The organism is Streptomyces sp. NPDC057438 (genome assembly GCF_042802995.1).
GTDB lineage: Bacteria > Actinomycetota > Actinomycetes > Streptomycetales > Streptomycetaceae > Streptomyces.
In genome coordinates this window covers 1-25,255 of the sequence record NZ_JBHVDD010000116.1, presented here as the reverse complement: position 1 = coordinate 25,255, position 25,255 = coordinate 1, and the positions used below count along the sequence as shown (strand labels likewise).

The window sequence follows — 25,255 nt, the reverse complement described above, 5'->3', positions numbered from 1 at the left end:
CAGTTCCGACTGTTCTCCACCGGCCCCTCGCCGTCCGGTACCGCGTCCCCCGAGGGACGGGCTTCCCACAGGGGCAGGAACCGTGCGGCTACCGCGTCCCCGGAGGCGTACGGGTGTCAGTCGTCCTTGCCGCGGCCGCTCAGCGCGTCGCGCATGCGGTCCACGAGACCCATGCCGGGGGCGAGCAGCTTGTTGGCCGGAGGCGTGTCCGGAGCCGCCGGGTGGGGCCGGGTCGGCGCCGTCTTCTTGGCCGTGCGGACCTTCTCGCCGAGTTTGTCCAGCGCCTCGGCCGAGCAGGACGCGCGCAGCCGGGGGAAGAGGTTCTCCTCCTCGTCCCGGATGTGCGACCTGATCTCGGTCATCAGCTGGGTGATCAGCAGGTCGAAGTCCGGGTCGTCGGCGTCGCACCGCTCCAGGGCCTTCAGGGTGCGCTCGGCCTCGGCGTGGTCCTCCAGTTCCCGGTCCGCGATCGCATCGCCGTCCGGTACGTGCTCACGGACGGCCGGGTAGAGGTACGCCTCCTCGGCGACCGAGTGACGCACCAGTTCGATGGTGACCTTGTCCGCGTACTCCTTGCGGCGGGGGTCCCCGGACGGCAGTGCCTCGATCTCGCCGAACATCTCCTCCACCTCGCCGTGGTCCGTGGTCAGTTCGGCGATGACGTCTCCACCGTGTCCCATGTCCTTCGCTCCTCTCCTGAGTGCACCCCATGCGCATCCGCAGGCATGGGTACCCGTCGGCCCGGCGGGTCTTGCGATGCGAGGCCGAGTACCCGCGAACGGCCCAGCCACGCGGCCCCGCGCCCTGGATGATCTCGACGCACGCGAGAAGGGTGTGCGCGGCGGTAAAACGCGCGCACGCGTGGGGCGACGAAGGCCGTACGCGGCGACACGGCCCGTTCCGGCCGCCCGAGGTGTCAACGGCCGCTCACTCTCCGCGGAGCCGGATCGGTCCTGCTAGCCTCCGGGCGCACCCCGGCCCCGCCGGACGACCACCGGCACGGCCCCGCCCGCACTCTCGAAGGACTTCCTCACCGCGATGCTCCACGGCACCCGTTCGACGACGGCGCCCCTCGGCTGGAACGACCGTCTGCGCCTCTTCGGGTACATCGGAGGCCCGCGGAGCGACACCCGTGCGCGGCTGGTGCCGCCCTTCCCGGAGCCGTCGACCGGGCTCTGGGAGCGGGTGGGGCTCGGACCGGAATCCGCGTACCGCGTCGCGAGGGCGATGGCGTGGCTGGGGCCGCTGCTCGTCGCCGTGCTCGCCGGAACGATTCGCTTCCGGCGTCTCGGCCAACCGCACGAACTCGCCTTCGACGAGACCTACTACGCCAAGGACGCCTGGTCCCTGCTGCGGCTCGGCCACGAGGGCACCTGGCCGGACCGCAAGGTCGCCGACCCGCAGATCCTGGCCGACCCCCAGGTGATCCCGCTCTCGGACACCGGGAGTTTCGTCGCGCATCCGCCGACGGGCAAGTGGGTCATCGCCGCAGGCGAGTGGATGTTCGGCCTCGACCCGTTCGGCTGGCGCTTCATGACGGCCCTGCTGGGCACGCTGTCGGTCCTGATGCTGTGCCGCGTCGGGCGCCGGCTGTTCCGCTCGACGTTCCTGGGCTGTCTGGCGGGCTTGCTGATGGCAGTCGACGGTCTGCACTACGTGATGAGCCGTACCGCCCTCCTGGACCTGGTCGTCATGTTCTTCGTCCTGGCGGCCTTCGGCTGTCTGCTGATCGACCGGGACCGTGCCCGGGCCCGGCTCGCGGCGGCCCTGCCGGTCGACGAGGACGGGCACGCCGGTCCCGACGCGGAGACCGGCGACCGGGCAGGGACCGGATGGCGGCCGTGGCGGCTCGCGGCCGGTGTCTGCCTGGGGCTGGCCGCCTCCACCAAGTGGAACGGCCTGTACTTCCTGGCCTTCTTCATGGTCCTGACCGTGCTGTGGGACGTCGCCGCCCGCCGTGTCGCGGGGGCGCGCCACCCCTACCGGGCGGTGCTGCGCAAGGACCTCGGCCGGTCGGCTCTGTCCCTCGCCCCGGTCGCCGTGGTGACCTATGTGGCGACATGGACCGGCTGGTTCCTGTCCGACGGCGGCTACGCACGGCACTGGGCGGACGGCCGCGGCGGCGTGTGGTCGTGGATACCGGCGCCGCTGCGCAGCCTGTGGCACTACGAGGCGGCCGTGTACCGGTTCAACGTGAACCTGGACGCGTTCCACAAGTACGAGTCGAATCCCTGGAGTTGGCTGGTCCTCGGTCGCCCCGTGCTGTTCTCCTACCAGTCCCCCGAACCAGGGGAGGCCGGCTGCCACGCGCTCACCGGCTGCTCGCGGGCCGTCGTGGCCCTGGGGACGCCGTTGCTGTGGTGGTCGGCGTGCTGCGCGCTGGTGTACCTGCTCTTCCGGTGGGCCCTGCGCCGTGACTGGCGCGCGGGCGCCGTCCTGTGCGCCGTGGGCGCTGGCTACCTGCCGTGGTTCCTGTACCAGGACCGTACGACGTTCTCCTTCTACGCCGTCGTGTTCGTGCCGTACCTGTGTCTGGCCGTGGCGATGACGCTGGGCGCCCTGCTGGGCCCGCCGGGCGCGGGCGCGGAACGCCGCCACCGGGGAGTGGTGGCGGCGGGGACGCTCGTCCTGCTCATCGTGTGGAACTTCATCTACTTCTTCCCCGTCTACACGGGGACCACGATCCCGTATCCCGAGTGGCGGACCCGGATGTGGCTCGACACCTGGATCTGAACGGGCGGGCGGGACCGGCCGCCCTCACGGCCCCGCTCCCGTCCCCTCCCGCTACCGCCTCGGCCCTGCGAAGGCGTACGCCGCCGTGCCGGTGAGCGCGAGGGCCAGGGCCGTCCAGGTGGCCGCCGGGGCGCCGGGCGGGAGGAGCATCCAGCTCGCCACCCGTGTCGGCAGGCTCGTCGGGGAGGGGGCGAAGACGGTGTAGGACAGCCAGGCGATCGGCGGGGTCCACGCGTACTGCGCCCCGCCCAGGACCGCGCCGAGGGCGACCAGGCCCGTCAGACCCGCGCTGTCGCGGACGATGAACGCGGTGGTCACCCAGGACTCCTCGTCCACCGCCCGCGCCGTGAGGAGCGCGGCGGCCGCGACCACGCCGACGAGCAGCACGTGCGCCGCCCTGCGGAGCCGCCAGGGGATCGCCGCCGTGCGGTCCAGCGCGAGGTCCTGCCCGCCGAGCCCGATCGAGGCGGCCACCACCGAGGCGACGAGGACGAACACGGGCACCTTCGAATCGGCCGGCCCCCCACCGCCGTCCCGGGCGAACGTCCACACCAGCACCGTGCCGATCACCACCGCGGCGAGGGAGGCCGGCACCTGACGGGACCGGGCGTACAGCGTCAGCCACCTCACCGGGACCTACCGCCGTCCAGTATCTCCAGCGGGTCGCCGGCACAGGAGACGGCGGCGGTGTGCGCCGCCTTGACCCGCGCGATCTGCTCGGACCACGGCAGCGCCTTGAGTTCCCGCAACACCGGACCGGCCTCCTGCAACTGCTCGCTCACCGCGTGCACGGATCCCTCGATGGGCTCCAGGTCCCCGAGGACCCAGCCCGCCGCGACGCTCTGTGCGGCGATCTCCCCCAGCGTGCCGCTCTCGCTGTCGCTGCGGGCGGAGCAGATCGGTGCCAGGCCCTGGCCCACCAGGGCACGGGTCATCTTCTCCCCTCGCGACTGCGAGAAGACCCTGTCGTCGAAGTCGACGAGCACGGCCGTACGGGACCGCTCCGGCTGCTCCAAGAGCGCCCGTGGGGCGGTGCTCTCCCGGACGGACTCCGGCGCTGCGCCGCCGAGGGCGTCCCGCAGCAGGGTGAGCGCCTTCTTCCCGGGCCCCGCGAGGTCGGCGAGGTGGTCCTGGTGGGCCTTCGCCACGCACACCGGACCCTCGCACACGGGGGCCGCGGCGGCCTCGTCGACGACGTACGCCCGGCGCGGGTCCGCGGGGAACAGCAGCAGGGCGATCACCGCGCCCACCAGGACGGGTGCCACGGCGAGCAGGCGGGTGCGCCGGGTCGCGGCGAGCAGCAGCGCGAACCCGGTCGCCGCCATGCCGAGCAGCCAGACCGTCTGGCCCAGGTGCACGGGGACGGAGAGCGTCAGGAAGACGTTGCGCACGTCCTGCACCGCCGGTGACAGCAGCGTGGCCCGGTTCGGCGGTGCGGCGCCCGGTGTCATCACGTCCGTCGAGATCCGCAGGAGGTTGAGGAAGACGAACGCGGCCACGGCCAGGGCGGGCGGGGTCAGCGGGGAGGGGAGGCTGCGCCCGATCCCCATGCCGAGGAAAGCCGCCGCGACGAGGGAGAGTCCGGCGACGAGCGAGATCGGCAGCCAGCCGAGGTGCGTGTACGACGTGCCGCCGGCCACTTGGACCGCGCCCTGGAGGACGAGAATCGCGAAGGACGCGGTCAGCGTGATCACCGTCGCGCCCGCGGTCGTCGCCGCCCGGTGCCGGGCGGGGCGGGGTGTGCTGGTCAGCAGCTCGGCCATCTTCGAACGGTGGTCGCGCAGCCCCTGGAGGGCGCCGAGCGCCAGGGCGAGCGGCCACAGCAGGATCAGCAGGGAGCGGGTCCACAGGGCCATGGACGTCCACTGGGCCGTCCACATCGCCGCGCCCTTCCACCACGGGCCGCTCAGCAGGTACAGGAACGCCAGGGCGACGATCAGGGTCAGGGCGCCGGCCCAGGGGGCGACGGAACGTCGCAGCTCGGTGCGCAGGACGCGGGTGTTCACCAGGTGCCCCTTTCCTGCCGGGGGTCGAGCAGGAGCGCCGAGTAGCCGCGCTCCAGGGGGCTGTCGCCCACGTGCTCGGGGCCGCCGGCCGCGGCCAGTTCGTCCGGGGTGCCCTGGAAGACCAGCCGGCCCTCGGCGAAGAGGACCACATCGGTGCAGGCGGCGGCGACGTCCTCCACCAGATGGGTCGAGACGACCACACAGGTGTCCGTGCCCAGTTCCTGCAACAGCTGTCGGAAGCGGAGCCGTTGGGCCGGGTCCAGTCCGACCGTCGGCTCGTCGAGGAGCAGGACCGCCGGGTCGTTGACGATGGCCTGGGCGATCCCGACGCGCCGCACCATGCCGCCCGACAGGGCCTTCATCCGGTCGTCGGCGCGGTCCGCGAGGCCCACCCGTTCGACCGCTCGTTGCACCGCCGCGGGGATGTCCGCCTTGGGGACCTCCTTCAGCCAGGCCATGTACTCGACGAACTCGCGTACCGTGAAGCGTTTGTAGTAGCCGAACTCCTGCGGCAGATAGCCGATCCGGCGGCGCAGCGCCCGGTGCTCGCCGAGGCCGCCGACGGACTCGCCGAACAGTTCCAGGGTGCCCCCGGCGGGGCGCAGCACGGTGGCCAGCGCCCGGATGAGGGTGGTCTTGCCGGCTCCGTTGGGGCCGAGCAGGCCGTGCACGCCGGTGCCGAGCGACAGGTCGAGCCCGTCGACGGCCATGCGTTTCCGGCCTGCCCGCACCTTGAGTCCCGTGGCCCTGATCTCCCAGGCGTAGGACGTCGGTGCGAGGTCGGCCGCGCTCACCGCGGACATCACGTGGTGTTCCTTCCAGTCGGTCATCGATGGGCTCCCAGCACGGTGTACGCGCCCCTGCGGGCGATCACGACACCGATGCCGAGGGCGAGGATCAGCCCCCACACGGGCAGACCGTCGGTCTGCAGGGCGACAGGGGTACGGCTGGTGGCCAGGGCCGGTGCCACGACCACGGCCGCCCACACCGCGACCAGCGTCACGGCGGCCCGGCTCACCCCGACGACGCCGCCGAGCGCGAGGGTCGTCGAGGTGAACGCCAGCGAGGGGAGCAGCCATTGGGCCGCCGACACTCCCGTCAGACCGCCACCCGCCAGCAGTGCGGGGATGACGACGGCGAGCACGGACACGGTGCGCCGCAGCACCAGCGGGAGCCCGGCCCTGGGCACGGAGGCCGTCAGTTCGTACGCCGGGTCCAGGCCGCGCGACCACGACGCCGCGACGCCCAGCACGGGCAGGACGGGAGCGAGCAGCAGCACCGGCGACACCTGACCGGGGCCGAACCCGGTGTCGGCGACGTCCAGCAGCAGCGCGAGCAGGGTCACGGTCATGACCATGGCCAGCCACGGCGCCATCGTGGGCGTCAGCCACCTCGACAGCCGTGCCGACCAGGGACGGCGGAGGGGCATGGTGGCGGTGGCGGCAAGCCGTGGTTCGAGGTCGGCCCAGACGGTGCCGACCATCGCCGTCACGGCCGGCGCGGTCGCCGAGAGGGCGGTCGACAGCCGGTCACGGCACTGCCGGCACCTCTCCAGATGGGCCTCCAGGGCCCACACGTCGTCGGCGCCGATGTCGGTGTCACCGCGCGCGTAACCGTCGATGATCCGCTTCGAGGCGTGTTCCACGGTCATGCCAGGGCCCTCCGCATCTCGGTCCGGGCCCGGCGGGCGCGGGTCTTGACCGTGCCCTCGGGCACGCCGAGCAGGACCGAGGTCTCCCGGACGGACAGCCCGTCGAGCACCATGGCCTGCAGTACCTGTCTGAGTTCGGGCGCGAGGCGCCGCAGCGCGTCCCCGACGTCACCACCGACGGTCGCGGCGAGCGCCTCCTCCTCGGCCGCGGGCGCCAAGGGCTGCCCGGCGGCGGCCGGCGGCGGTTCGGCGTGATGGGCCCGGCGGCGGAACGCGTCGACGAGGCGGCGTGCCGCGATGGTCCACAGCCAGCCGACGGCGGTCCCGCCGACCGCGGCGCCGGCGAACGCGCCCGCCGCGCGCCACACCGCCAGATACGTCTCCTGCATGACCTCGGCGACGATCTGCTCGTCGGCGCAGCGGCGCCGCAACCGCACCGCGAGCCATGGCGCGGTGCGCCGGTACAGCTCCTCGAACGCCGCGCGGTCGCCTCTGGCCACCAGCCGGACGAGGCGCTCCTCGTCCGGCTCGTTCGGTGCCTTCCTGACTGATCTCACACCCCCTAGACGCGGAGCCCGTACGGCGGGTTTTCGATCGGACGTGATCCGCGTCACAGCGTGGCCGCCTGCCGGTGGCGGCGGGGGTGTCACTTGACGAAGCGGTATTTCAGGTGGGTGGCGAGGGGGGTGCCGACCAGTGCGACCGGTTCGAGGTCGCGCCGCTCCGCGCCCAGGTCCTCGAAAAGCCGCAGCCCGGCGCCGAGGAGCACGGGCACGACGTGCAGGTGCAGTTCGTCGACGAGTCCCTCGCGGAGGTACTGCCGCACCGTGCCCGCACCGCCCGCGATGTCGACGTTGCGGTCACCGGCCGCGGCTCTCGCCCTGTCGAGGGCGCTGTGGATACCGTCGGTGACGAAGGTGAAGGTGGTGCCGCCCTCCTTCACCAGGGTCGGGCGGGGCCGGTGGGTGAGCACGAAGACGGGGGTGCGGAACGGCGGGTTCTCGCCCCAGAACCTCTCGCCCGTGTCGTACATCGTGCGCCCCATGACCACGGCTCCGGTGGCGTCGAACCACTCGCGCATCAGCTCGGAGTCGCGGTTCTCCAGGCCGCCGGTCATGCCCTGGCGCTCCCGCCAGCTCGCCAGCTCGTGGATCCACGCGAAGAGCGGCTCGGCAGCGTCGCCCCCGGGGTTGTCGGGGGTGACGTCGGCACCGGCGACGTATCCGTCGAGGGAGATAGCCATGTCCACGGTCACGGTCGTCATGAGGGGTGCTCCTGGGGTTGTGGTCCGTCTGCCTGCACCCTCACGTCGACCGGGAGCAGCCGCATTCGACACGACCGCCCCACGCACTCGGTTTTTCTCCACCGGGCTTCCGGGGCTCCCGGCCTGCCCGGTCTCCGGCTCGACCGTCAGGGCAGCTGATCGTCAGGGACGACGTGCATCGCCGCCTCCTCCGCGCCGGCCGCGCCGCCGTCGATGCCCTCGTCCTCGGCGACGAGCTCCTTGGTGGTGTCCGTGCGCACGCCCTCGTCGGGAGCGACCAGGCGGCCGGCGCGGTCCGCACCGGCCTCCGGGTCCACCGGTTCGCCCTCACCGCCCGGCAGGTCACCGATTCCGTCACCGGGCGGCACCTCCACGTCGGGGACCTCCTGCCGCAGCCGGTCCTCCAGGGACTCCCCCTCGTGCTGCTCGGCCGCCGTGGTGCCGCTCCTCGTGACCCCCAGCGGCTTCTCCGGCGGTGAGTAGCCCTCGTCCAGGATGTCGTCGTAGGTGCGCTCGTCGAGCGCGTCCTGGAGGTCCAGCGGCGAGGCATCCTCCTGCTCCTCGTTGCCGCCCGTGGGCTGGTAGGCGTCGTCCGCCATGTTCTCCTCGGTCATGATCGCCTCCGGGGACGTCGGCTGGTTTCCGTTGTCTGCGGAGTACCGGGTTCCCCCGGTGTGACACCTGCGGGCCGTGATCGGCGCGCCGCATCGGCCGCCGCCGCGTCGCCGGCGCCGCGTTACCGGCGGGGCCGGGCGGGCACCCGGGTGGGCATGATGCAGAGTCGCCGCACCCCGCTCGTCGACAGTTCGCTCGCATTGCTGGTCAGGGGATACACCTGGCTGCCCGACCGCCGGCGCCGCACCGCCGGCCCGCTGGTCCGTGCCCGGCTGACGGGCCGGCCCGCCGTGGCGCTGCGGGGCCCGGAGGCCGTGCGGTTCTTCTACGACGAACGACATGTGGAACGGAGTTCGGCGCTGCCCGGCCCGGTGCTGAGCACGCTCTTCGGCCATGGCGCCGTCCACACGCTGGACGGGCCGCCCCATCGGGTGCGCAAGGAGCTGTTCCTGTCGCTGCTCACCGGTCCGAACGCGGTCGCCGGCCTGGTGGAGCACGTCACCCGGGCCTGGGACGCGGCCGAGGAGTCCTGGCCGCACCGGCCCTCGGTCGTCCTGTTCGACGAGGCGAGCCGGGTGCTCACCCTGGGCGTCTGCCGGTGGGCCGGAATCCCCCTGGACGACCGCGACGCCGACGGCGGGGCCACGGCCGCCGACCTGGTCGCCATGGTCGACGGCTTCGCCTCGCCGGGGCCCCGGCACTGGCGGGCCCGCCGGGCCCGGAGCCGGGCTGAGGCGTGGCTGGCCCGTCTGGTGTCGGATGTCCGCGAGGGTGCCGCCACCGCGCCCGCCGGATCACCGCTGGACGGCGTGGTCCGGCACGAGGACGCCGACGGCCTGCCCCTGGACCCGCACACCGCCGCGGTCGAACTGCTCAACGTCCTGCGTCCCACCGTCGCGGTGTGCTGGTTCGTCGGCTACGCGGGGCACGCGCTGCATCTCAGGCCCGACGTACGGGAACGGCTGGCCGAGGGCGATCCCGCGTACGCGGTGGCGTTCGCCCACGAGCTGCGGCGCTTCTATCCCTTCGCCCCGTTCGTCGGCGGGCGGGCCGTCACCGACCTGGAGTGGAAGGGTGAGCCGATCCCGGCGGGCGCCCTGGTCCTGCTCGACCTGTACGGGCAGAACCACGACCCCGGCCTGTGGGACCTCCCGTACACCTTCGAACCCCAGCGGTTCCTGGAGCGCCCGCCCCGCCGCGACGACCTCGTGCCGCAGGGCGGCGGCGACCGCGCGGGCGGCCATCGCTGCCCCGGCGAGGACGTCACCGTCGCACTGCTGCGGGCCCTGGGGCCCCGACTGGCCCGGCTGGAGTACGACGTGCCCCCGCAGGATCTGCGGATCCCGCTGACGCGGATGCCGGCGCGGGTGCGCAGCGGATTCGTCATGGAGTCCGTCCGCGTACCGGAGCGGGTCCAGGTGGCGGGGCGGGCGGCGGGATGAAGGGCGCGGCCGGGGGCTGAGCGCCGACGACGACGCGGAGCGTCGGACGAGGAAGGCGCCGGACGAGGAACACCGATGAGGTGAGTGGGCGGGCCCGGCCGGGGCCCGCCCACTCGCGGTCGTGCACCGTCCCGCGCCCTACGTCGTGCTACGTCGTGTTACGTCTTCCGGCACGTGTGCCGGTGACGGACGCCGGCGTCCCGCTCAGGCGGCGGAGAGTTCGCGTCCGATCCGGCGGCCCGCGGCCGCCACGCCGGCTCCCACCAGTCCGTAGACCGCCACCCTGCGCAGCGCCGTGCGCCGTCGGCCGCCCCAGCCGCCGTGCACCGCCCCCTCGCCGGAAGCCGGTACGTGCAGTGCTCCGTGCGTGGCCGGAGCGGAATCCTTGTGGGACAGGTGGGTCTTCTCGGTCTGCCGGGCCATCGCCCGCTCGGCGAGCGCCGGGTTCTTCCGCGCCCGGCGCACCAGGGCCTTGCCCGCGGGGCCGACCACCACTTCGCGGTGGGGGTGGCGGACGAGGTCGACGACGGTCCGGGCGACCCGCTCGGGGCTGTAGACGGGCGGCATGGCGACCACCTTGCGCCCGGTGTGGTTGGCCGCCTGCTCGAAGTGCGGGGTGTCGATGGTCGCGGGCATCACGGTGCACACCCGGATGCCCTTGACGCCCTCCACCCGCAGCTGCTGACGGAGGCTCGAGCCGAGCCCCTGGACGGCGTGTTTGGACATGCTGTACGGGTGGCTGTACGGCTGGGCGACGGCGCCCACGATCGACGAGATGTTGATCAGGGTGCCGTGTCCCTCCTCGCGCATCGCCCGCAGAGCCGCTCGTGCCCCGTGCACATAGCCCATCACGTTGACGTCCAGGACCTTGCGGAAGTCCTCCAGGGGCACGTCCTCGAAGCGGCCGAAGGCGTTGACGGCCGCGTTGTTGACCCATACGTCGATCCGGCCGAACTCCTCCACGGCCCGCCTCGCCAGGTCGTCGACCGCCTTGGCGTCCGTCGTGTCGGTCGGTACGACCAGCGTCCGGGCCCCCCGATGCCGCTCGCACTCGCGCGCGGCCGCCTCCAGCGCCTCCTCGCGGCGGGCCGCCAGCACCACCGCGCACCCCTTCCTCGCGAAGGCCTCGGCCGTGGCCCTGCCGATGCCGCTGGACGCTCCCGTCACCACCACCACGTGTTCACGCAGTCGCATTCCGTACCTCCTCGGCACTGACCGTCCCGGACACGTCGTGTCCGGCTGCGCCGCCCGGGTACCCCGAACCGGCGCGGGCTCGACACGCCGCGGGCCAGGCCATCGCGAGGAAGGGGCGTCCGCGCCGGGCGGCGCTTGCCCGCTCCTCGCGACCGGCGCACCCTGGTCCTATGGCTGTGCACGACGGCCCCGGCCCCACGCTCATCACGTCCGTCCAGCGTGCCTTCCGCCTGCTGGAGGCGGTGAGCGCGCACGAGAACGGCGCGCCGGCGAAGCAGCTGGCCCGCGAGACCGGGCTGCCCCTGGCCACCGCCTACCACCTGCTGCGGACCCTGGTCCACGACGGATACCTGCGCAAACTGGCCGACGGCGGCTTCGTCCTGGGTGACAAGGTGCAGGCGCTGCACACCACCGGCCGCGGTCAGGCGCTGCTCAGCCGGGTCCGTCCGACGCTCGCCGCGCTGCGGGACGAGCTGGCGAGCGCCGCCTACCTCACCTTCTACGAGGACGGCGAGATCCGGGTCGCCGAGATCGTGGACAGTCCCCGGGCGCCCCGGGTCGACCTCTGGGTCGGCTTCGAGGACGCCGGGCACGCCACGGCGCTCGGCAAGTCGGTCCTGCGCGAGCTGGACGCGGACGCCCGCAGGGACTACCTCTCCCGGCATCACCTGGCCGATCTCACCCCGAGGACCATCACCGACGCCCCGGAGCTGCTGCGGCGGCTGGACTCCTCCCCCGTGGCACCGGCCGTCACGGACCTGGAGGAGTACGCCCTCGGCACGGTCTGCATCGCGGTGCCCGTCTACAGCGGGGACACGCTCGGCTCGCTCGGCGTCTCGCTGCGCGCGGACCGACTCTCCCGGCTGCCGGAGGTCCGGGCGCGGCTCCTCCCGATCGCGAGCCGCGTGACCAGGGGCCTGTCGCTCACTATCTGAAATCCATGTCCTTGTGACACCCGAGCAGATCCCCTTTCCTGGTTGAACCGGACAATTCAGGAGCAAGGACTCCACGCACAGGTGAGGATCGCGGGCGATACATGAGTCACACCCGAGAGCTTGGCGGCGACCACAGGCCGATGCCGGACGGGCCCTCCCCGACGCGCGCGTCCGGGAGGGGCAGGGGGGCCCGCCATCGGGTCGCCACGCAGCTGGCCTCCGGCACCCCCGCGCTGCCCGTGCTGATCGTCTCCGTGATCGTCTTCGTCGGCCTCGTCGGCGGGCCCGGACTGACCTGGCTGCCGCTGCTCGCAGCGGGGCCCGCGCTGGCCGCCACCACCAGCGGACCGCGTGGCGTTCTCTGCGTCGGCCTCCTCGCCGGGGTGCTGGGCACGATGCTCGGTGTGCGGGACGGCGCGCCGGGCCGCGAGCTGGCCGCCGTCCTGTCCGCACTGGTGGCCGTCTCCCTGGCGAGCGCCCTGGCCAGCGCCCTGCGCGGACGGCGCGAGCGGGTCCTCGCGGCCGTCCGCTCGGTCGCCGAGGCCGCCCAGCACGCGCTGCTCCAGCCGGTACCGGCGACCGTCGGCCCGTTCCAGGTGGCCGTCCGCTACAGCGCCGCGGCGGCCGAGGCCCGTATCGGCGGAGACCTGTACGCGCTCATACCCACCCCGTACGGGGTACGGCTGATCGTCGGCGACGTGCGCGGCAAGGGGCTGCCCGCCGTCGGGATAGCCGCCCTGGTGCTCGGCGTGTTCCGCGAGGCGGCGTACGAGGAGCCCGACCTCCTCGCGGTCGTCGACCGGATCGAGCGGAGCCTGGCACGCAACCTCCGCAGCGACGACTTCGTCACCGCCGTCGTCGCCGGGCATCCCCGGCCGGGCCGCCTGGAACTGGTCAACTGCGGGCACGCGCCTCCGCTGCTCGTGCGCGGCTCGGACGTCGTACCGGTGGAGCCGGACCGCCCGGCCCCGCCCCTGGGGCTGCGCGCGCTCACGGGCGAGAAGCCCGGTCTGCGGATCCTGCCCTTCGGCGACGAGGACCAGCTGCTGCTGTACACCGACGGTGTCACGGAGGCCCGCGACCGCGACCGCGCGTTCTATCCGCTCGCCGAGCGACTGGCCCACCACGTGTCCGACGAGCCGGCCCACACCCTCTCGGCGCTCCACGACGAACTGCTCACCCACGTGGGCGGCCGGCTTCACGACGACGCGGCACTGCTCCTGCTCCGCAAGCCGGCGACGCACGCCAGCGCCCTGGCCGGCTGACCGCCCAGGGCGGAGGTACCGGCCGTCCGGGCTCGCGCCCCGAGACTCCCCGGCACCGTGCGCGCCGCCTGGTCCCCGACGCGGGCGGTCATTCCCTCTCCGTCGTGATCTCGTACGCCTCCTGGCGTACGTCGGCGTCCGGGTGCCTGCGCAGCTGCCGCAGCAGCTCGCGCCACTCCTCGGGCCACCCGAGAGCACCGCCCGTCGCCCGCACCAGACCGATCGCCAGCAGGCCCTGCACCGCGCCGCCCTCGTGGGCGAACCGACCGGCGGCGGTCAGCAGAGCCTCGGCGCCGCGCGGATGCACGTGGTGCGGCGAGTACGTCCGCAGGCGGCCGGCCGTATGGACCGCCGTGGCGACCCCCGCTCCCTCCAGGGCCTCCGCCAGGTCCCCCAGCCGTTCGAGCAGCGCGGCCGGCTCCAGGGTGTGATCGGCCAACTGGGCCAGCAGATGGGCGCGTTCGGCCACGAGCAGGGGTTCCGGCGCCAGTTGCCGCGCGACCGCCTCCAGCAGCTCGGGGCGTACTCCGTCGACGTGGGCGAACGAGGTCAGGCTCCGCAGTCGCTGCAGTGCCGGCAGGTCCCGGTCCGTGAGCGCGTCGGCGGCGCCCTCCGCCGTGTGCAGCGCGGCCAGCAGTGCGGCCACCGTGTCGTGCAGGACGCTGCCCGGCGCGGCTCCGCCCACGGGGTGCGGCAGTTCGGAGGCGGCCAGCTCGCGCAGCACCCCTTCCGCGGACCGCCAGTGGGTCCGGTCCGCGAGGTCGCGGACGATCCCGGAGACATGCTCGGCGAGTTCGGGTGCGTGGCGGCACCACACCCCCATGGCACGCAGCACGGCGTAGCCGCCCCCGAAGCCCTCGCTCGTCGCGAGGGCGGTGCCGTAGGTGCCCAGGATCACGGTGGCGTACGCGCGGCGGTGCGTCTCGGCCAACTCCCAGGGGCTGACGGCCAGGAGGGCTTCGTGCACGGCCCTGGAGTCGTCGTCCGTGACCTCGTCGAGCAGTCGCCATGCCTCCGGCTCACCGAGCAGGGGCGGCAGCACCCGGACGACGGCGGCCCGTACGTCCGGGTGCCGGCCGGGGGCGCGGAACGTGCTCGCCAGCAGGGAGATCGCCTGCCGGGGCGGCAGGAAGCGGGCGGCGAGGCGTCCGGCCTCCTTGCGGGCGGTGACCTTCACGGAGCGCTCACCGGTGAGCAACGCGCCGAGAGCGACGGCGAGTTCGGAGGGCGCGGTGAAGCGGGCGGCACGTCCCGCCGCGTACACGGCGACCCTGGCCCGGTCGCCGCCCGCGTGTTCCAGCAGGGGCGCCAGGGTGTCCTGGGGCCGGTCGGTCCGGGGCAGCGCGCCGAGCGCGGCCTCGGCCACGACCACCTCCGGGTCGTCGGTGTGTGCGAGCGCCAGGGCACGCCCGAACTCGGGGACCGGGGCCGCGGCCCGGATCAGGGCGGCCCGTTCGTCGAGCGGGAGCGAGTCGTCCGCGACGGCCCGGCCCGCCAGACGGACCGCCGCCCGTTGCTGGCGGGGCAGCCAGCGGTCGCTGTCGCCGAGGTCCGGCAGGGGGCGCCGGGCCCCGTCCGGCAGGAAGCGGCCGTACGGCGGGGACGCGGCGAGCAGGGAGTCCAGCAGATCGGTGCGCCGCCGGGTCAGTACCCGCCGTACGGGCGGGAGCACGACCGACGACGGTTCGAGGGCGACGATGTCGGCGACCCGTTCGTCGCGGGTCTCCGGTGCGGCCAGCCACAGCTCGGCGGCCGTCCGGAAGGTGTCGTCGTCGCCGCGCTCCAGAGCCGCGGCCAGGCGCTCCTGGAGTTCGGGCAGCCGCCGGGCGCGCGGCCCCAGTGCGGTGGCCAGGGCCAGCAGCAGCCGGAAGTCGGCCCGCCCCGCCCCGGCGTCGAGCCAGGGGCGCAAGGCCTCGAACACCTGCCGCTCCTGGCCTCGCCGCAGGACGCGATGGAGCGGGCCGAGGTCGGGTACGCCGACGCGGCGCGTGAGGCGTTCCAGCACGCGCAGGGCACAGTCCCGCAGCCCTGCCTCGCCGTCGGTGGCGTGGGCGACGAGCAGGCGTACGGCGAGGGTGCGCAGTGCCGCCGTCGTGTCCGCCGAGGTGTCCCGCGCCTCCAGGGCGTCGGCGGCGATCGCGTCCAGCAACGGGACGTGAGCGGAGTCGAAGACTCGCGGATGCGTCTCGGCGAGCGCGCCGAGCGCGGCGGCGCGGACCGGGTCCCGGTCGTTGCGCAGGCGGCGTCCGGCGACGGTCAGCAGTTCGGTGACCGCTTCCCGGCCGCCGTCGAGGGCGGCGCAGGTCACGAACAGCGGCCAGGCCAGGGCCCGGTCGTCCGCGTCGGGGCGCCCGACGGCGGCGAGCAGCTCGGCGCGCGCCTCGTCGAAGGGACCGTGGGCGACGGTGTCCAGGTCCTCCCACCAGTAGCCGGTGCCGTCGGACTCGGCCAGGGCACGACGGACCTCCGCCCAGCGGCGCTCGCGGGGCAGCAGTCCGAGGGCGCCGAGGGCCACGTCCCAGTCCCGCACCCCGACGGAGACCGCGTCCACGAACGCGGCCCGCCGGCCGGGCGCCATGGCCTTCATCAGCGAGGCGAAGTTGACGCCGCGGGACAGCCAGTGGCGGCCCAGCGCGATCAGCGACGAGGGCTCGGCCCGCACCAGCCGGCGCATCACCCCGGGCGGCGGCAGCGGCTCGTGGCGCTGCGCCCGCCGGCCGGGGGCGGCGATCCAGGCGATCACACGTTCGACGTCGAGGGCGGCCAGCGGGCCCAGCCCCTTGCACAGCGCGGGCGGCAGGCTGCTCGGACCGTGTCCTTCCAGCAGGGTGAGCACCCGCTCGGGGCGCCGTGGCGCGAGGGCCGCGACCGTGGTGGCGTGCAGGCGCCACCAGTCGTCCCGCTGCTGCCCGCCGACCCGGTCGGCCAGGGCCCGCTCGGCGTGGTCCAGCACCGGGTCGGGGTGCCGGGCGGCGAGCCGCGTCCAGCCGTCGACGGCGTGGGCCAGGGCAGGCAACTCCCGTGCCACGAACGAGGCGGAACAGGCAGGCAGCAGCCGCGCGGCCTCGGCGTCACCCCAGTCCGCGCGCACGCGCGCCACCAGCCGCTCGGCGAGCGCGGTGCGCCCTCCCGCGGCGAGCAGCCGGGCCAGCCGCTGCCGCAGCACGGCCGGTGCGTCGGCGTAGGCCGCCTCCACCGCCCGGTCCGGGACGGGCAGCTCGCGGACGGCGCGCCGCGCGTACCCGGCGACCACCGGGTCCGGGTCGGCCAGCCGGGACGCAAGGAACTGAGCGTCACGTCCGACGAGGGCCGCCAGCGCCGCGAGCCGCCGCTCGTAGGGTCCGCGTCCGTCCAGCTCGGTCAGGAGCGGGCCGAGCGTACCGTCGTCCGCGAGCCGGCGTGCGGTCCGGGCCGTCAGCGTGAGACGGGCGGGGAACGGCAAGGGTTCGAGGGCGGCGAGCAGCTCCTCGGAGGCGGTCGGCATCCGCCGATTGTGCACGGCAAGATCCGTGCACGCGATCGAATAAGCACTGATCGAACCGGCCCGGATCGAGCCGGCGCTGACCGAGCCGGCACTGACCGAGCGAGCGCTAACGCATGATTGCTGGCGCATGAGCGCTGACGGGACGGGCCGTGCTCGACGAGAGGGCCGTGCCCTCCCGGCGGACGCCGGACTACCGGCGGGTCCGCACCAGCAGCCACAGGAAGTACGGCGTGCCGATCGCGGCCGTCATCAGGCCGGCGCCCAGCTGGGCCGGGGCGATCACCGTGCGGCCGAGGAGGTCGGCCGCGCAGACGAGACAGGCGCCCAGCAGGACGGCCACCGGGACGACCCGGACGTGCCGTCGGCCCACGAGGGCACGCGCGGCGTGCGGTGCGACGAGGCCCACGAAACCGATGGTGCCGGCCGAGGCGACGGCGGTCGCGCTGAGCAGCACGCTCACCACGAGGAACCCGAGTCTGGCCCGGGACAGCCCCAGCCCGAGGAGCCGCGGGGTGTGCTCGTCCAGGGAGACGAGATCCAGTTCGGTCCGGCGTGCCACCGCGACGACGAGGCCCAGCGTCAGGACACACGCGACGGGCACGACGTCCGGCAGGGTCCGGCCGTACGTCGAACCGGACAGCCAGGTCAGGGCCTTGGTGGCGTTGAACGGGTCGGTGAGCACGATGAGCAGGCTGATCAGCGCCGTGGTGCCGGCGGCCACGCCGATGCCGACGAGGACCAGCCGGTTCTGCTGGTAGCCGCCCCGGGCCGCCAGTCCGAAGACGACCGCGGAGGCGAGGGCGGCGCCCGCGAAAGCGGCGCCCGCGACGCTCCAGCCACCGGCGACGGGCACGGTGGTGACCAGCAGCACGGCGCCCAGCGCGGCCCCGCCGGAGACGCCCAGGACGCCCGGTTCCGCGAGCGGATTGCGGGTCACGGCCTGCACCAGTGTCCCGGCCAGGGCGAGGGCCGCGCCCGCGCACAGGGCCGCGAGGACGCGCGGCACCCGGGTGTCGAGCACGAAGGACACCGTCCGGCCCGCCCGCCCCTGGGCCCAGTTGGCGACATCGCCGAGCAGGAGCCTGCTGTCGCCCAGCAGGACACCCGCGACCACGACGCCGACGGTCACGGCGACCAGCACGGCCACGGTGACCAGGAACGCCGTGCGGCTGGGGATACGCAGGCGGTCCGGCGGTTCGGCTCCGGCGGTGTCCCGCAGCCGTAGGGCCATCACCACCAGGGCCACGGCGCCCGCCAGGCTGGTCACCACGCCGGTGGGCACGGCGACCGCCGTGCCGGAGGGGACGAGGGCCCGCAGCAGTACGTCCGATCCGAGCACCAGTCCCGCGCCGACCAGGCCGGCGACGGGCAGGGCCCCCCGGGTACGGGCGAGGCCGCGGAAGCGGCGGGCGAGGGGGCGTACCAGTGCGGGTGCGCACAGGCCGACGAAGCCGACGGGCCCGGCGAGCGTGACGGCCGCCGCCGACAACAGCGTCGCCAGGGCGACGACCGTGACCCGGGTGGCGCGGACGGGGACGCCCAGCCCTCGCGCGGCGTCGTCGCCGAGGGCGAGCGCGTCGACCCGACGGGCCGTCAGCCACAGACCGACCAGGCCGACCGCCACGACGGGCAGCATCTGCACGACGCCGTCGAAGCCGTTCTGCCCGATGCTGCCCTGGTTCCACTGGTAGAGGCCCTCGGTCCGCTGCGGGAACAGCAGGAGCAGCCCTTCCGTCAGGGAGTTCAGGCCCAGCATGAGGGCGGTGCCGGCGAGGACCAGCCGTACGGTGCCCGTGCCGAGCCCGGAGAGGGCGAGTACGACGGCCGCCGCCAGCAGTCCCCCGGCGAAGGCGATGCCGGACGAGGCGAGCAGGGGCAGGGAGACGCCGGTGACACCGACGACGCCTAGCGCCAGGTAGGCGCCGGCGTTCACCGCGAGGGTGTCGGGCGCGGCGAGGACGTTGCGGCTCACGGCCTGCAGTACGGCGCCCGCCACGCCGAGGACGACGCCGACGAGGATGCCGGCTGCCGCGCGCGGCAGCCGGGAGGCGATCACGACGGACGCGTCGCCCGGACCGGACCGCCCGGTCAGGGCCTTGAACACCTCGGTGGGTCCGACGGCGGCGGTGCCCTGGGTGAGGTCGACGACGGCGAGGGCCGCGACCAGGACGACGAGGCCGGCCGTCACCGCGGTCGCGCCCGGCCGGGTCGCGGTGACCGGCGGACGGTCGGCGGCCGTCGACGGACGGGGGGCGGGGGGTTTGGCGGTGACGGCCATGGCTGTCGTTCGTCGTCCTGTCGTCAGTGTCGTCGCGTCGTCGTTGTCGCCGGGGCTCACGGTCGGGCCCCCGCGTCGTCGAGTCGTCGTACTTCTTCGGGTCGTCGCTCGGCCGGCTACTTCGTCAGCGCGTCGACGACGGCGTCGATGTACGCCTCCATCGACTCGGGGCCGCCGAACATCCAGATGCCGTCGGGCAGTCGGTGCACCTCGCCGGCCTTCACGAACGGCAGGGACGTCCACACGGTGTTCTTCGCCAGCGCGCCGGTGAAGGGCGTGCTGGTGTCGTCCTCGTCGTTGCCGATGTAGGCGAACTGGACGTCCTTCGGCAGGTCGGTCAGCCCCTCGACGTCGGTGGTGCCGAGGCCGTAGGCGGCGTCTCCCTTCACCTTCCAGGCGTTCTTCAGGCCGATCCGCTCGTTGACGGCGCCGATGAGCGAGCCGCTCGTGTACGGGCGCAGGGAGACCTGGTTGGAGGTGACGTAGCCGTCGGCGAAGGCCAGTTCGGTGCCGTCGAGACCGGCGTCGGCGAGGGCCTTCTTGCCTTCGGCGACCTTGGCCTCGAAGCTCTCGCGCGCGGCGCCGGCCCGGTCGGTGGTGCCGGTGGCCTCGGCGATGAGGTCGAGGTTCTCCAGCATCTGCCCGATCTGGTCGGAGGCGTCCGCCGATCTGATGCCCAGGACGGGGGCGATCTTCCGCAGTTGCTTCACGGCGGCGGGCGGCAGATCGGAGGAGGCCACGATGAGGTCGGGCGAGAGAGCGGCGATGGTGTCCATGCTCGGCTCGCCGCGGGTGCCGATGTCCTTGGGCTGGTTCTTGAGCGGGACGGCCTGGTCCCAGGTCTTGTAGCCCTTGACATCGGCGACGCCGACCGGGTCGACGCCGAGGGTGACGAGGAACTCGACCTCGTTCCACTCGGTGGCGACGACCTTGGTGGCCGGGCCGTCGAGTTCGACCTTCTTGCCGGTGGAGTCGGTGAGGGTGATGGCCTCGGAGGACTGCTTCGCGGAGCTGTCGGCGGCAGGCTCGGTGGTGCCGCACGCGGCGAGGGTGAGGGCCGCGGTGGTGGTGACCGCGGTGAGCAGGAGACGTCTCATGAGGTGGAGCCGAGCCTTTCGGTTGGGGTGTTCCGGGTGCCGCCGGGGGCGTCCCGGGGGCCATCGGGGAGGGGCCGGGTGCCGCCGGGGGCGTCCCGTGCGCCGTCCGGGACGGACCGGGGGTTGTCCGGGACGAGCCGTGTGCCGTCCGGGACGGGCCGGGGGTTGTCCGGGACGAGCCGCGGGTCGTCGGGGCGGTGGTGCCGGGTGTGGTGACGGCCGATCGGGCGGGTGCGCAGCCGGCCGGTGAGGGGATCGGTGTCGACGTCGATGCGGATGCCGTAGACGGCGGTCAGCCGTTCCGGCGTGAGGACGTCCTCGGGGCGGCCCTCGGCGACGATCCGGCCCGCTTCGAGGAGCGTGATCCGGTCGGCGACGGCGGCCGCCTGGTCGAGGTCGTGCAGGACGACGCCCACGGCGATCCCGTGGTCGTCCGCCAGGTCGCGGACGAGGTCGAGGAGTTCGACCTGGTAGCGCAGGTCGAGGTAGGTCGTCGGCTCGTCCAGCAGGAGGACACCGGTCTCCTGCGCGAGACAGCACGCGAGCCACACCCGCTGCAGCTGCCCGCCGGACAGGTGCTCGGCGCCGCGCTCGGCGAGGTCCGTGACGCCGGTCAGAGCGAGTGCCCGGTCGACCGCGGCCGTCGCGTCCGGATCCCGGCGGCCGAAGCGGCCCCGGTAGGGGTACCGGCCGAACTCGACGACATCACGCACGGTCAGTCCGCTGGGGGTGGGCCGCCCTTGTGTCAGCAGCGCCACGTGCCGCGCGAACTCGCGCGCGGTCAGGGCGAGACCGTCGGTGCCGGCATCGATCGTGAGCGCGGCGTGGCGGGCCCGCTGCAGCCGGGCGACCGTCCGCAGGAGCGTCGACTTCCCGCTGCCGTTCGGGCCGACCAGGGCGGTCACCTCACCGGGCCGCAGTCCGATCGCGACGTCGTGCACGACGTCCACGCCGTCGTACGACACGGTCACGCCCGTGGCCGACAGTGCGTGCCCGCGGAGCCGCGGCGTGGCGGCTGCTTCCTCACCAGATCTCACGAAGCGAAGGTTAGCCTAACCTAAATTATCGGTCACCAGGGGTGTCGTTCCCGCCTCGCCGAACCCGACCGCCGACCTCACCACGCCCGCAGGCCGCCATGTCCGCGGACTTCCCACCCCTGCCGTCAGTCGGCCCGCCACGACGCGGGATCCCAGAGCCCCGAGCGGCGCAGCGACTGCGGGCAGTGCAGATAGATCTCGTCGATCTCCAGCACCAGGGCCAGCGGGGGACGGCGGCCGTCCAGCACCATCGCGTCGAAGAACGGCGCGTCGGTGAGGATGCGGGCCCGGCCGTTGATCCGCAGGACCTGCTTGCTTCCGGGGATCAGATAGAGCAGACCCGCGTGCGGGTTGTCGAGGATGTTGTGGAAGCTGTCGCCGCGCCGGTTCCCCGGCCGGTCGGGCAGCGCGATCACGCCAGGGGCGAGGACGTGTGTGAATCCCGGGGCATCCCCACGCGGTGAGACGTCACAGTCACCCCGCGCGCCGGAGGTGGCCAGCAGGCAGAACGGCGAGCGGGCCAGAATGTCCCGGTCCTGGTCGGTGAGCCGGTCATGGACCTTCTCGATGACCACGGGCCAGGGCTCCCCGAGCAGTTCACGCAACTCGTCGCGCGACCGCAGCCCGACCCATCCCTCCTCGCCCCCGGTCTCCGGCCCGTCCCCGGCGGTGCTGTCGATCGCGCGCGGCAAGGCCGACCCCCAAGTGGCACACGTCCGGCGACGGTGCACACCCCGGACCCTCTACAAGTAAGGTAACCCTAACTTCATGATCGTGTCCTGGTCCAGGCACCCGCGTTCTGCCTCTCCCCTCCCCCTCCGCACGGCTCACGCCAGGCCGAACGGCTCGAGATGCACCTGCCCCCGGGGTACCCGCAGCGCGCGCAGGCCCCGCAGCACGGCCGAGGTCATGGCGGGCGGGCCGCAGACATACACGTCGCGCTCGGCGATGTCGGGAACGAGGGCACGCAGGCTCTCCGGCGCGAACGGGGGCCCGCCCTCCCGCCGTGCGCCAGGTACGACCGCAGCCCCCATGACTCCCCCTCACGCATCGAGGCCGGACCGCGAGGCTGGTACGCGCGCACCGACCGTCGAGACCGCGCGCACCCATGCCCGACGGCACCGGGGGCCGCGCGCTGGAGGGCTACCCGAGGAACCGCCGCTTCACGCTCGCCCGTACCAGCAGCCGGCCGCGTCCGTCCATGAGGTCCGCTCCCGGCTCCGCGCTCGGGCGGACATCACCTCACAAGCACCTGCCTGCCGGAGTGATCACGGACCGGACGGTACCTACCGTGAGGTGGCATGCTCACCTTCCCGATCACCTCGACGACCGGCAAGCGACTCGGTCTCGCGGCGCTGGTGACGGCCGTGGTCCTGACCACCGGCCCCACGGCGACCGCACAGCCGCCCGCCCCGCACCCCACCGTGAACTGCGGCACGCACGACCGAACCCGCCAGTCACTGCGCGACCTCACCGGCCACCACGGCATCACCGGTGGCGCGGTCCTGGTGACCGACCCCACCGCGGGCCATCCCTGCGGGCGTTGGACGGAGACCGCCGGCACGGCGGACGTGCGCACCGGACGCCCGATGAACGCCACCGACCGACTGCGCGTCGGCAGTGTGACCAAGACGTTCACCGCGGCACTCGTCCTGCGGCTCGCCGCCGAGCGCCGCCTCTCGCTGGACGCCCCCGTCGACCGCTACCTGCCCGGCCTCTTCGACAGAGGCGACCACGACCGCCGTACGGCCACCCACGACCGCCGTACGGCCACCCACGACCGCCGTCCGATCACCGTACGACAACTCCTGCGGCACACCAGCGGATTACCCGACTACCTCGACGCACCCGAATGGGAGCATCTCGCGGCAGCGGTTCCGGCACTTCGAGCCACACGACCTCGTCAGGCGTGCCCTCGAACTGCCGCGCCCCCAGGGCACCTGGCACTACGCCACCACCAACTACCTCGTGCTCGGCATGATCGTCCGCGAGATCACCGGCCGCACCCCCGAAGCCGAGATCACCCGCCGCATCATCAGGCCCCTCGGGCTGCGCGACACCTACTGGCCCGGCGACGACACACACGTCCGAGGAGCGCACTCCCGCAGCTACTTCACCGACGAAGGCGGCCGGCGCGTCGACGGCACCGCCTGGAACATGACCTTCGGCGGGGTCGGCGGCGCCCTGGTCTCCTCGCCGGGCGACCTGACACGGTTCGCCACCGCCCTGTTCGACGGGAGCCTGCTGCCCGCCGCCCAGCTCGCGGAGATGCGGCGGACGGTCGAGGTCGACGCCGACCGTCTCTGGCCCGGCGCCCGATACGGGCTGGGCGTGATCTCGACACCCCTGTCCTGCGGCGGAACGTGGTGGGGACACGCGGGGACGGTGCCCGGCGGCCACCGCGCGCTGGTCGCCGTCGGTCCCGGCGGCCGGAGCGTCGCCGTCGCCCTGAACGAGATTCCCGCCTCGCTCCCGGCCGAGTCCGCGTTCCTCGACCTCGTCGACGCCTCCCTCTGCGAGGGCATGCCTTCCGAAAGGACCTCCGCATGACCGCCTCTTCCTCCCCCACCACCACGAGCACGGCCGTCACGGGCACGGCCGCCACGGGCACGGCAGGCCCACGCCGACGGGTGTCCCGCACCGCGGCGGGGGCTGCCCTGTGCCTGGCCGGCGCCCTCACCGTCCCCGTGGCACCCGCCGCGGCGGAACCCGGCCGTGCGTCCGCCCCTTCCCTCGCCCGCTACCACGACCAGCACCTCGACTGGAGGAGCTGCGTGCTGGGACCCGACGACGAGACGGGCAGGGAACTCCAGCAGGCGGGCGCCCGGTGCGCCGACGTCACCGTCCCGCTCAACTACGAGGATCCGGACGGCCGTACGATCACCGTCGCGATCTCCCGGATCCGGGCCACCGACACGGCCCATCGCGTGGGCGCGCTGCTGCTCAACGGCGGCGGCCCCGGCGGACAGACCATCGGCGACCCACCGTGGATACGCACCACGATGAAGCAGGTCGGTGAACGCTACGACGTGGTGGGCGTCGATCCCCGTTTCGTCGGCCGCAGCACGCCCCTGGACTGCCACTGGCCCACCGGCTCCTTCATACGCGGCGCGGGGAAGGACCGCGCGGGATTCGACCGCGCGGTGGGGTTCGCCAGGGAACTCGCCGACCGTTGCGCGAGGACCCAGGGCGACGTCCTGCCGTACGTCACCACCCGGAACACCGCGCGCGACATGGACATCGTGCGCGCCGCGCTCGGCGAGCGCAGGATCTCCTACCTCGGCTACTCGTACGGCACCTACCTGGGCCAGGTGTACGCCACGATGTTCCCCGGCCGTACCGACCGCGTCGTCCTGGACGGCCTCGTCGACCCCGGCCGCTACCACCCACGGCTGCTGCGCGGCACGGCACCGGCCAACCGGCACGCCCTCGAAGGCTGGGCCGCCTGGGCGGCGGCCCGCGACACCACCTACCGCCTGGGCCGCACCAGGAGCGCGGTGCTGGCGACCGTGGACGGGATCCGGACCGCGGCCGAACACACACCCCTGCGGATCGGCGGCCACCGGGTGGACGCCCATCTGGTACCCGTCGCCGTCTTCGCCGGCCTCTCGCAGGACAACGACACCGCCTACGCCGATCTCGCGCGGGCCGTACGGGACATGCGCCGCGCCGTCGGCGGCCGCACGGTCACCCCGTCGCCATGGCTGGCCGAGACCCTCGACTTCCTGCTGACCGGGTCCGGCTCCGCCTACGGCAGCGTCCAGACGGCGATCCTGTGCGGGGACGCGTCCGCGCCGCGCTCCCCCGAGACGTACTGGCGCGATGTCCGGCGCGCCCGTGAGCAGGACCCGTTGTTCGGTCCCGTCACCGACAACATCGGCCCGTGCGCGTTCTGGAACCCGCCGCGCGAACAGCCCACCACGATCCGCAGCGACCTGCCGGCCCTCCTCGTCAACGCGACCGGCGACCCGCGCACCGTCTACCGCAACGCCCGGACGGTGCGTCACATGTGGCCGTCCTCCCGCCTGCTCACCCTGCGCGGCGCGGACCAGCACGCCGTGTACGGCGTGTTCGGCAGCCCCTGCGTCGACACCACGGTCAACGCCTACCTGGCCACCGGCCGCCTGCCCGACACCGACATCACCTGCGAGCGGCCGGCCGGCTGAGAGAGGCGTTCGGCGCCACCGCCCCGTCTCACCGTGCCCGTCTCACCGTGCACGGTGAGACGGGCACGGTGATCCGCGGGGGCTGAGA

At 73.9% G+C, this 25,255-nt stretch carries 18 protein-coding genes and 3 pseudogenes; 6 read left to right on the top strand and 15 right to left on the bottom strand.

Going from position 1 to position 25,255, the window contains the following annotated elements:
- Positions 1-116: 116 nt before the first annotated feature.
- Positions 117-680: a hemerythrin domain-containing protein gene (locus ACFU5F_RS38295; protein WP_383897755.1), complete on the bottom strand. Its 564-nt coding sequence runs from the start codon at positions 678-680 to the stop codon at positions 117-119.
- A gap of 358 nt (positions 681-1,038) precedes the next feature.
- Here ACFU5F_RS38295 and ACFU5F_RS38290 point away from each other — a divergent pair, with 358 nt between their 5' ends.
- Complete coding sequence (locus ACFU5F_RS38290; RefSeq protein ID WP_383897753.1) at positions 1,039-2,733, top strand: dolichyl-phosphate-mannose--protein mannosyltransferase; 1,695 nt, start codon at positions 1,039-1,041, stop codon at positions 2,731-2,733.
- A 51-nt stretch (positions 2,734-2,784) separates the two neighbouring features.
- Here ACFU5F_RS38290 and ACFU5F_RS38285 read toward each other — a convergent pair whose 3' ends face one another.
- The 7 genes from ACFU5F_RS38285 to ACFU5F_RS38255 all read right to left on the bottom strand — a co-directional run bounded on the left by ACFU5F_RS38285 (position 2,785) and on the right by ACFU5F_RS38255 (position 8,268).
- Positions 2,785-3,363, bottom strand: a complete 579-nt coding sequence (locus tag ACFU5F_RS38285) for a hypothetical protein (protein WP_383897751.1) — start codon at positions 3,361-3,363, stop codon at positions 2,785-2,787.
- The gene (locus tag ACFU5F_RS38280) at positions 3,360-4,739 is read right to left on the bottom strand and encodes a hypothetical protein (RefSeq protein ID WP_383897750.1); all 1,380 of its coding nucleotides are present in this window, start codon (positions 4,737-4,739) and stop codon (positions 3,360-3,362) included. Before ACFU5F_RS38280 ends, ACFU5F_RS38285 begins: the two co-directional genes overlap by 4 nt.
- Positions 4,736-5,569: an ABC transporter ATP-binding protein gene (locus tag ACFU5F_RS38275; protein ID WP_383897748.1), complete on the bottom strand. Its 834-nt coding sequence runs from the start codon at positions 5,567-5,569 to the stop codon at positions 4,736-4,738. The genes ACFU5F_RS38280 and ACFU5F_RS38275 overlap by 4 nt, the downstream gene beginning before the upstream one ends.
- Positions 5,566-6,390, bottom strand: coding sequence for a zf-HC2 domain-containing protein (locus ACFU5F_RS38270; protein ID WP_383897747.1), 825 nt, complete (start codon positions 6,388-6,390; stop codon positions 5,566-5,568). The genes ACFU5F_RS38275 and ACFU5F_RS38270 overlap by 4 nt, the downstream gene beginning before the upstream one ends.
- Positions 6,387-6,947: an RNA polymerase sigma factor gene (locus ACFU5F_RS38265; protein WP_383897745.1), complete on the bottom strand. Its 561-nt coding sequence runs from the start codon at positions 6,945-6,947 to the stop codon at positions 6,387-6,389. The genes ACFU5F_RS38270 and ACFU5F_RS38265 overlap by 4 nt, the downstream gene beginning before the upstream one ends.
- A gap of 89 nt (positions 6,948-7,036) precedes the next feature.
- Positions 7,037-7,654 carry a dihydrofolate reductase family protein gene (locus ACFU5F_RS38260; protein ID WP_383897743.1) on the bottom strand — a complete coding sequence of 206 codons (618 nt, stop codon included), beginning with the start codon at positions 7,652-7,654 and terminating at the stop codon, positions 7,037-7,039.
- Between the two features lie 146 nt (positions 7,655-7,800).
- Positions 7,801-8,268: a DUF5709 domain-containing protein gene (locus tag ACFU5F_RS38255; RefSeq protein ID WP_383897742.1), complete on the bottom strand. Its 468-nt coding sequence runs from the start codon at positions 8,266-8,268 to the stop codon at positions 7,801-7,803.
- Positions 8,269-8,424: 156 nt separating this feature from the next.
- On the opposite strand from ACFU5F_RS38255, the gene ACFU5F_RS38250 reads away from it, so the two are divergent.
- Entirely contained in the window at positions 8,425-9,711 is a 1,287-nt protein-coding gene (locus ACFU5F_RS38250) for a cytochrome P450 (protein ID WP_383897740.1), read from the top strand.
- Positions 9,712-9,915: 204 nt separating this feature from the next.
- On the opposite strand, the gene ACFU5F_RS38245 is transcribed toward ACFU5F_RS38250, so the two are convergent.
- Positions 9,916-10,905: an SDR family oxidoreductase gene (locus tag ACFU5F_RS38245; RefSeq protein ID WP_383897738.1), complete on the bottom strand. Its 990-nt coding sequence runs from the start codon at positions 10,903-10,905 to the stop codon at positions 9,916-9,918.
- A gap of 170 nt (positions 10,906-11,075) precedes the next feature.
- On the opposite strand from ACFU5F_RS38245, the gene ACFU5F_RS38240 reads away from it, so the two are divergent.
- Both ACFU5F_RS38240 and ACFU5F_RS38235 read left to right on the top strand, forming a co-directional pair.
- Positions 11,076-11,840: an IclR family transcriptional regulator gene (locus ACFU5F_RS38240; protein ID WP_383897737.1), complete on the top strand. Its 765-nt coding sequence runs from the start codon at positions 11,076-11,078 to the stop codon at positions 11,838-11,840.
- Between the two features lie 101 nt (positions 11,841-11,941).
- Positions 11,942-13,105, top strand: coding sequence for a PP2C family protein-serine/threonine phosphatase (locus ACFU5F_RS38235; protein WP_383897736.1), 1,164 nt, complete (start codon positions 11,942-11,944; stop codon positions 13,103-13,105).
- Positions 13,106-13,193: 88 nt separating this feature from the next.
- Here the strand turns inward: ACFU5F_RS38235 and ACFU5F_RS38230 are convergent, their stop codons facing one another.
- The 6 genes and pseudogenes from ACFU5F_RS38230 to ACFU5F_RS38205 all read right to left on the bottom strand — a co-directional run.
- On the bottom strand, positions 13,194-16,589 hold the full coding sequence (locus ACFU5F_RS38230; RefSeq protein ID WP_383897734.1) for a hypothetical protein: 3,396 nt from the start codon (positions 16,587-16,589) through the stop codon (positions 13,194-13,196).
- A gap of 190 nt (positions 16,590-16,779) precedes the next feature.
- Complete coding sequence (locus tag ACFU5F_RS38225; RefSeq protein ID WP_383897756.1) at positions 16,780-18,867, bottom strand: iron ABC transporter permease; 2,088 nt, start codon at positions 18,865-18,867, stop codon at positions 16,780-16,782.
- A 116-nt stretch (positions 18,868-18,983) separates the two neighbouring features.
- Entirely contained in the window at positions 18,984-19,964 is a 981-nt protein-coding gene (locus ACFU5F_RS38220) for an iron-siderophore ABC transporter substrate-binding protein (RefSeq protein WP_383897732.1), read from the bottom strand.
- 182 nt (positions 19,965-20,146) lie between these two features.
- Positions 20,147-21,001 (bottom strand): annotated as a pseudogene (locus ACFU5F_RS38215) (ABC transporter ATP-binding protein); the annotation flags it as partial.
- A 125-nt stretch (positions 21,002-21,126) separates the two neighbouring features.
- Positions 21,127-21,693, bottom strand: a complete 567-nt coding sequence (locus ACFU5F_RS38210; protein ID WP_383897730.1) for an MSMEG_1061 family FMN-dependent PPOX-type flavoprotein — start codon at positions 21,691-21,693, stop codon at positions 21,127-21,129.
- 135 nt (positions 21,694-21,828) lie between these two features.
- Positions 21,829-21,999 (bottom strand): annotated as a pseudogene (locus tag ACFU5F_RS38205) (oxidoreductase); the annotation flags it as partial.
- Positions 22,000-22,302: 303 nt separating this feature from the next.
- Here ACFU5F_RS38205 and ACFU5F_RS38200 point away from each other — a divergent pair.
- Positions 22,303-23,551 (top strand): annotated as a pseudogene (locus ACFU5F_RS38200) (serine hydrolase domain-containing protein).
- Positions 23,548-25,167: an alpha/beta hydrolase gene (locus tag ACFU5F_RS38195; protein ID WP_383897728.1), complete on the top strand. Its 1,620-nt coding sequence runs from the start codon at positions 23,548-23,550 to the stop codon at positions 25,165-25,167. The pseudogene ACFU5F_RS38200 and the gene ACFU5F_RS38195 overlap by 4 nt, the downstream one beginning before the upstream one ends.
- Positions 25,168-25,255 lie beyond the last annotated feature (88 nt).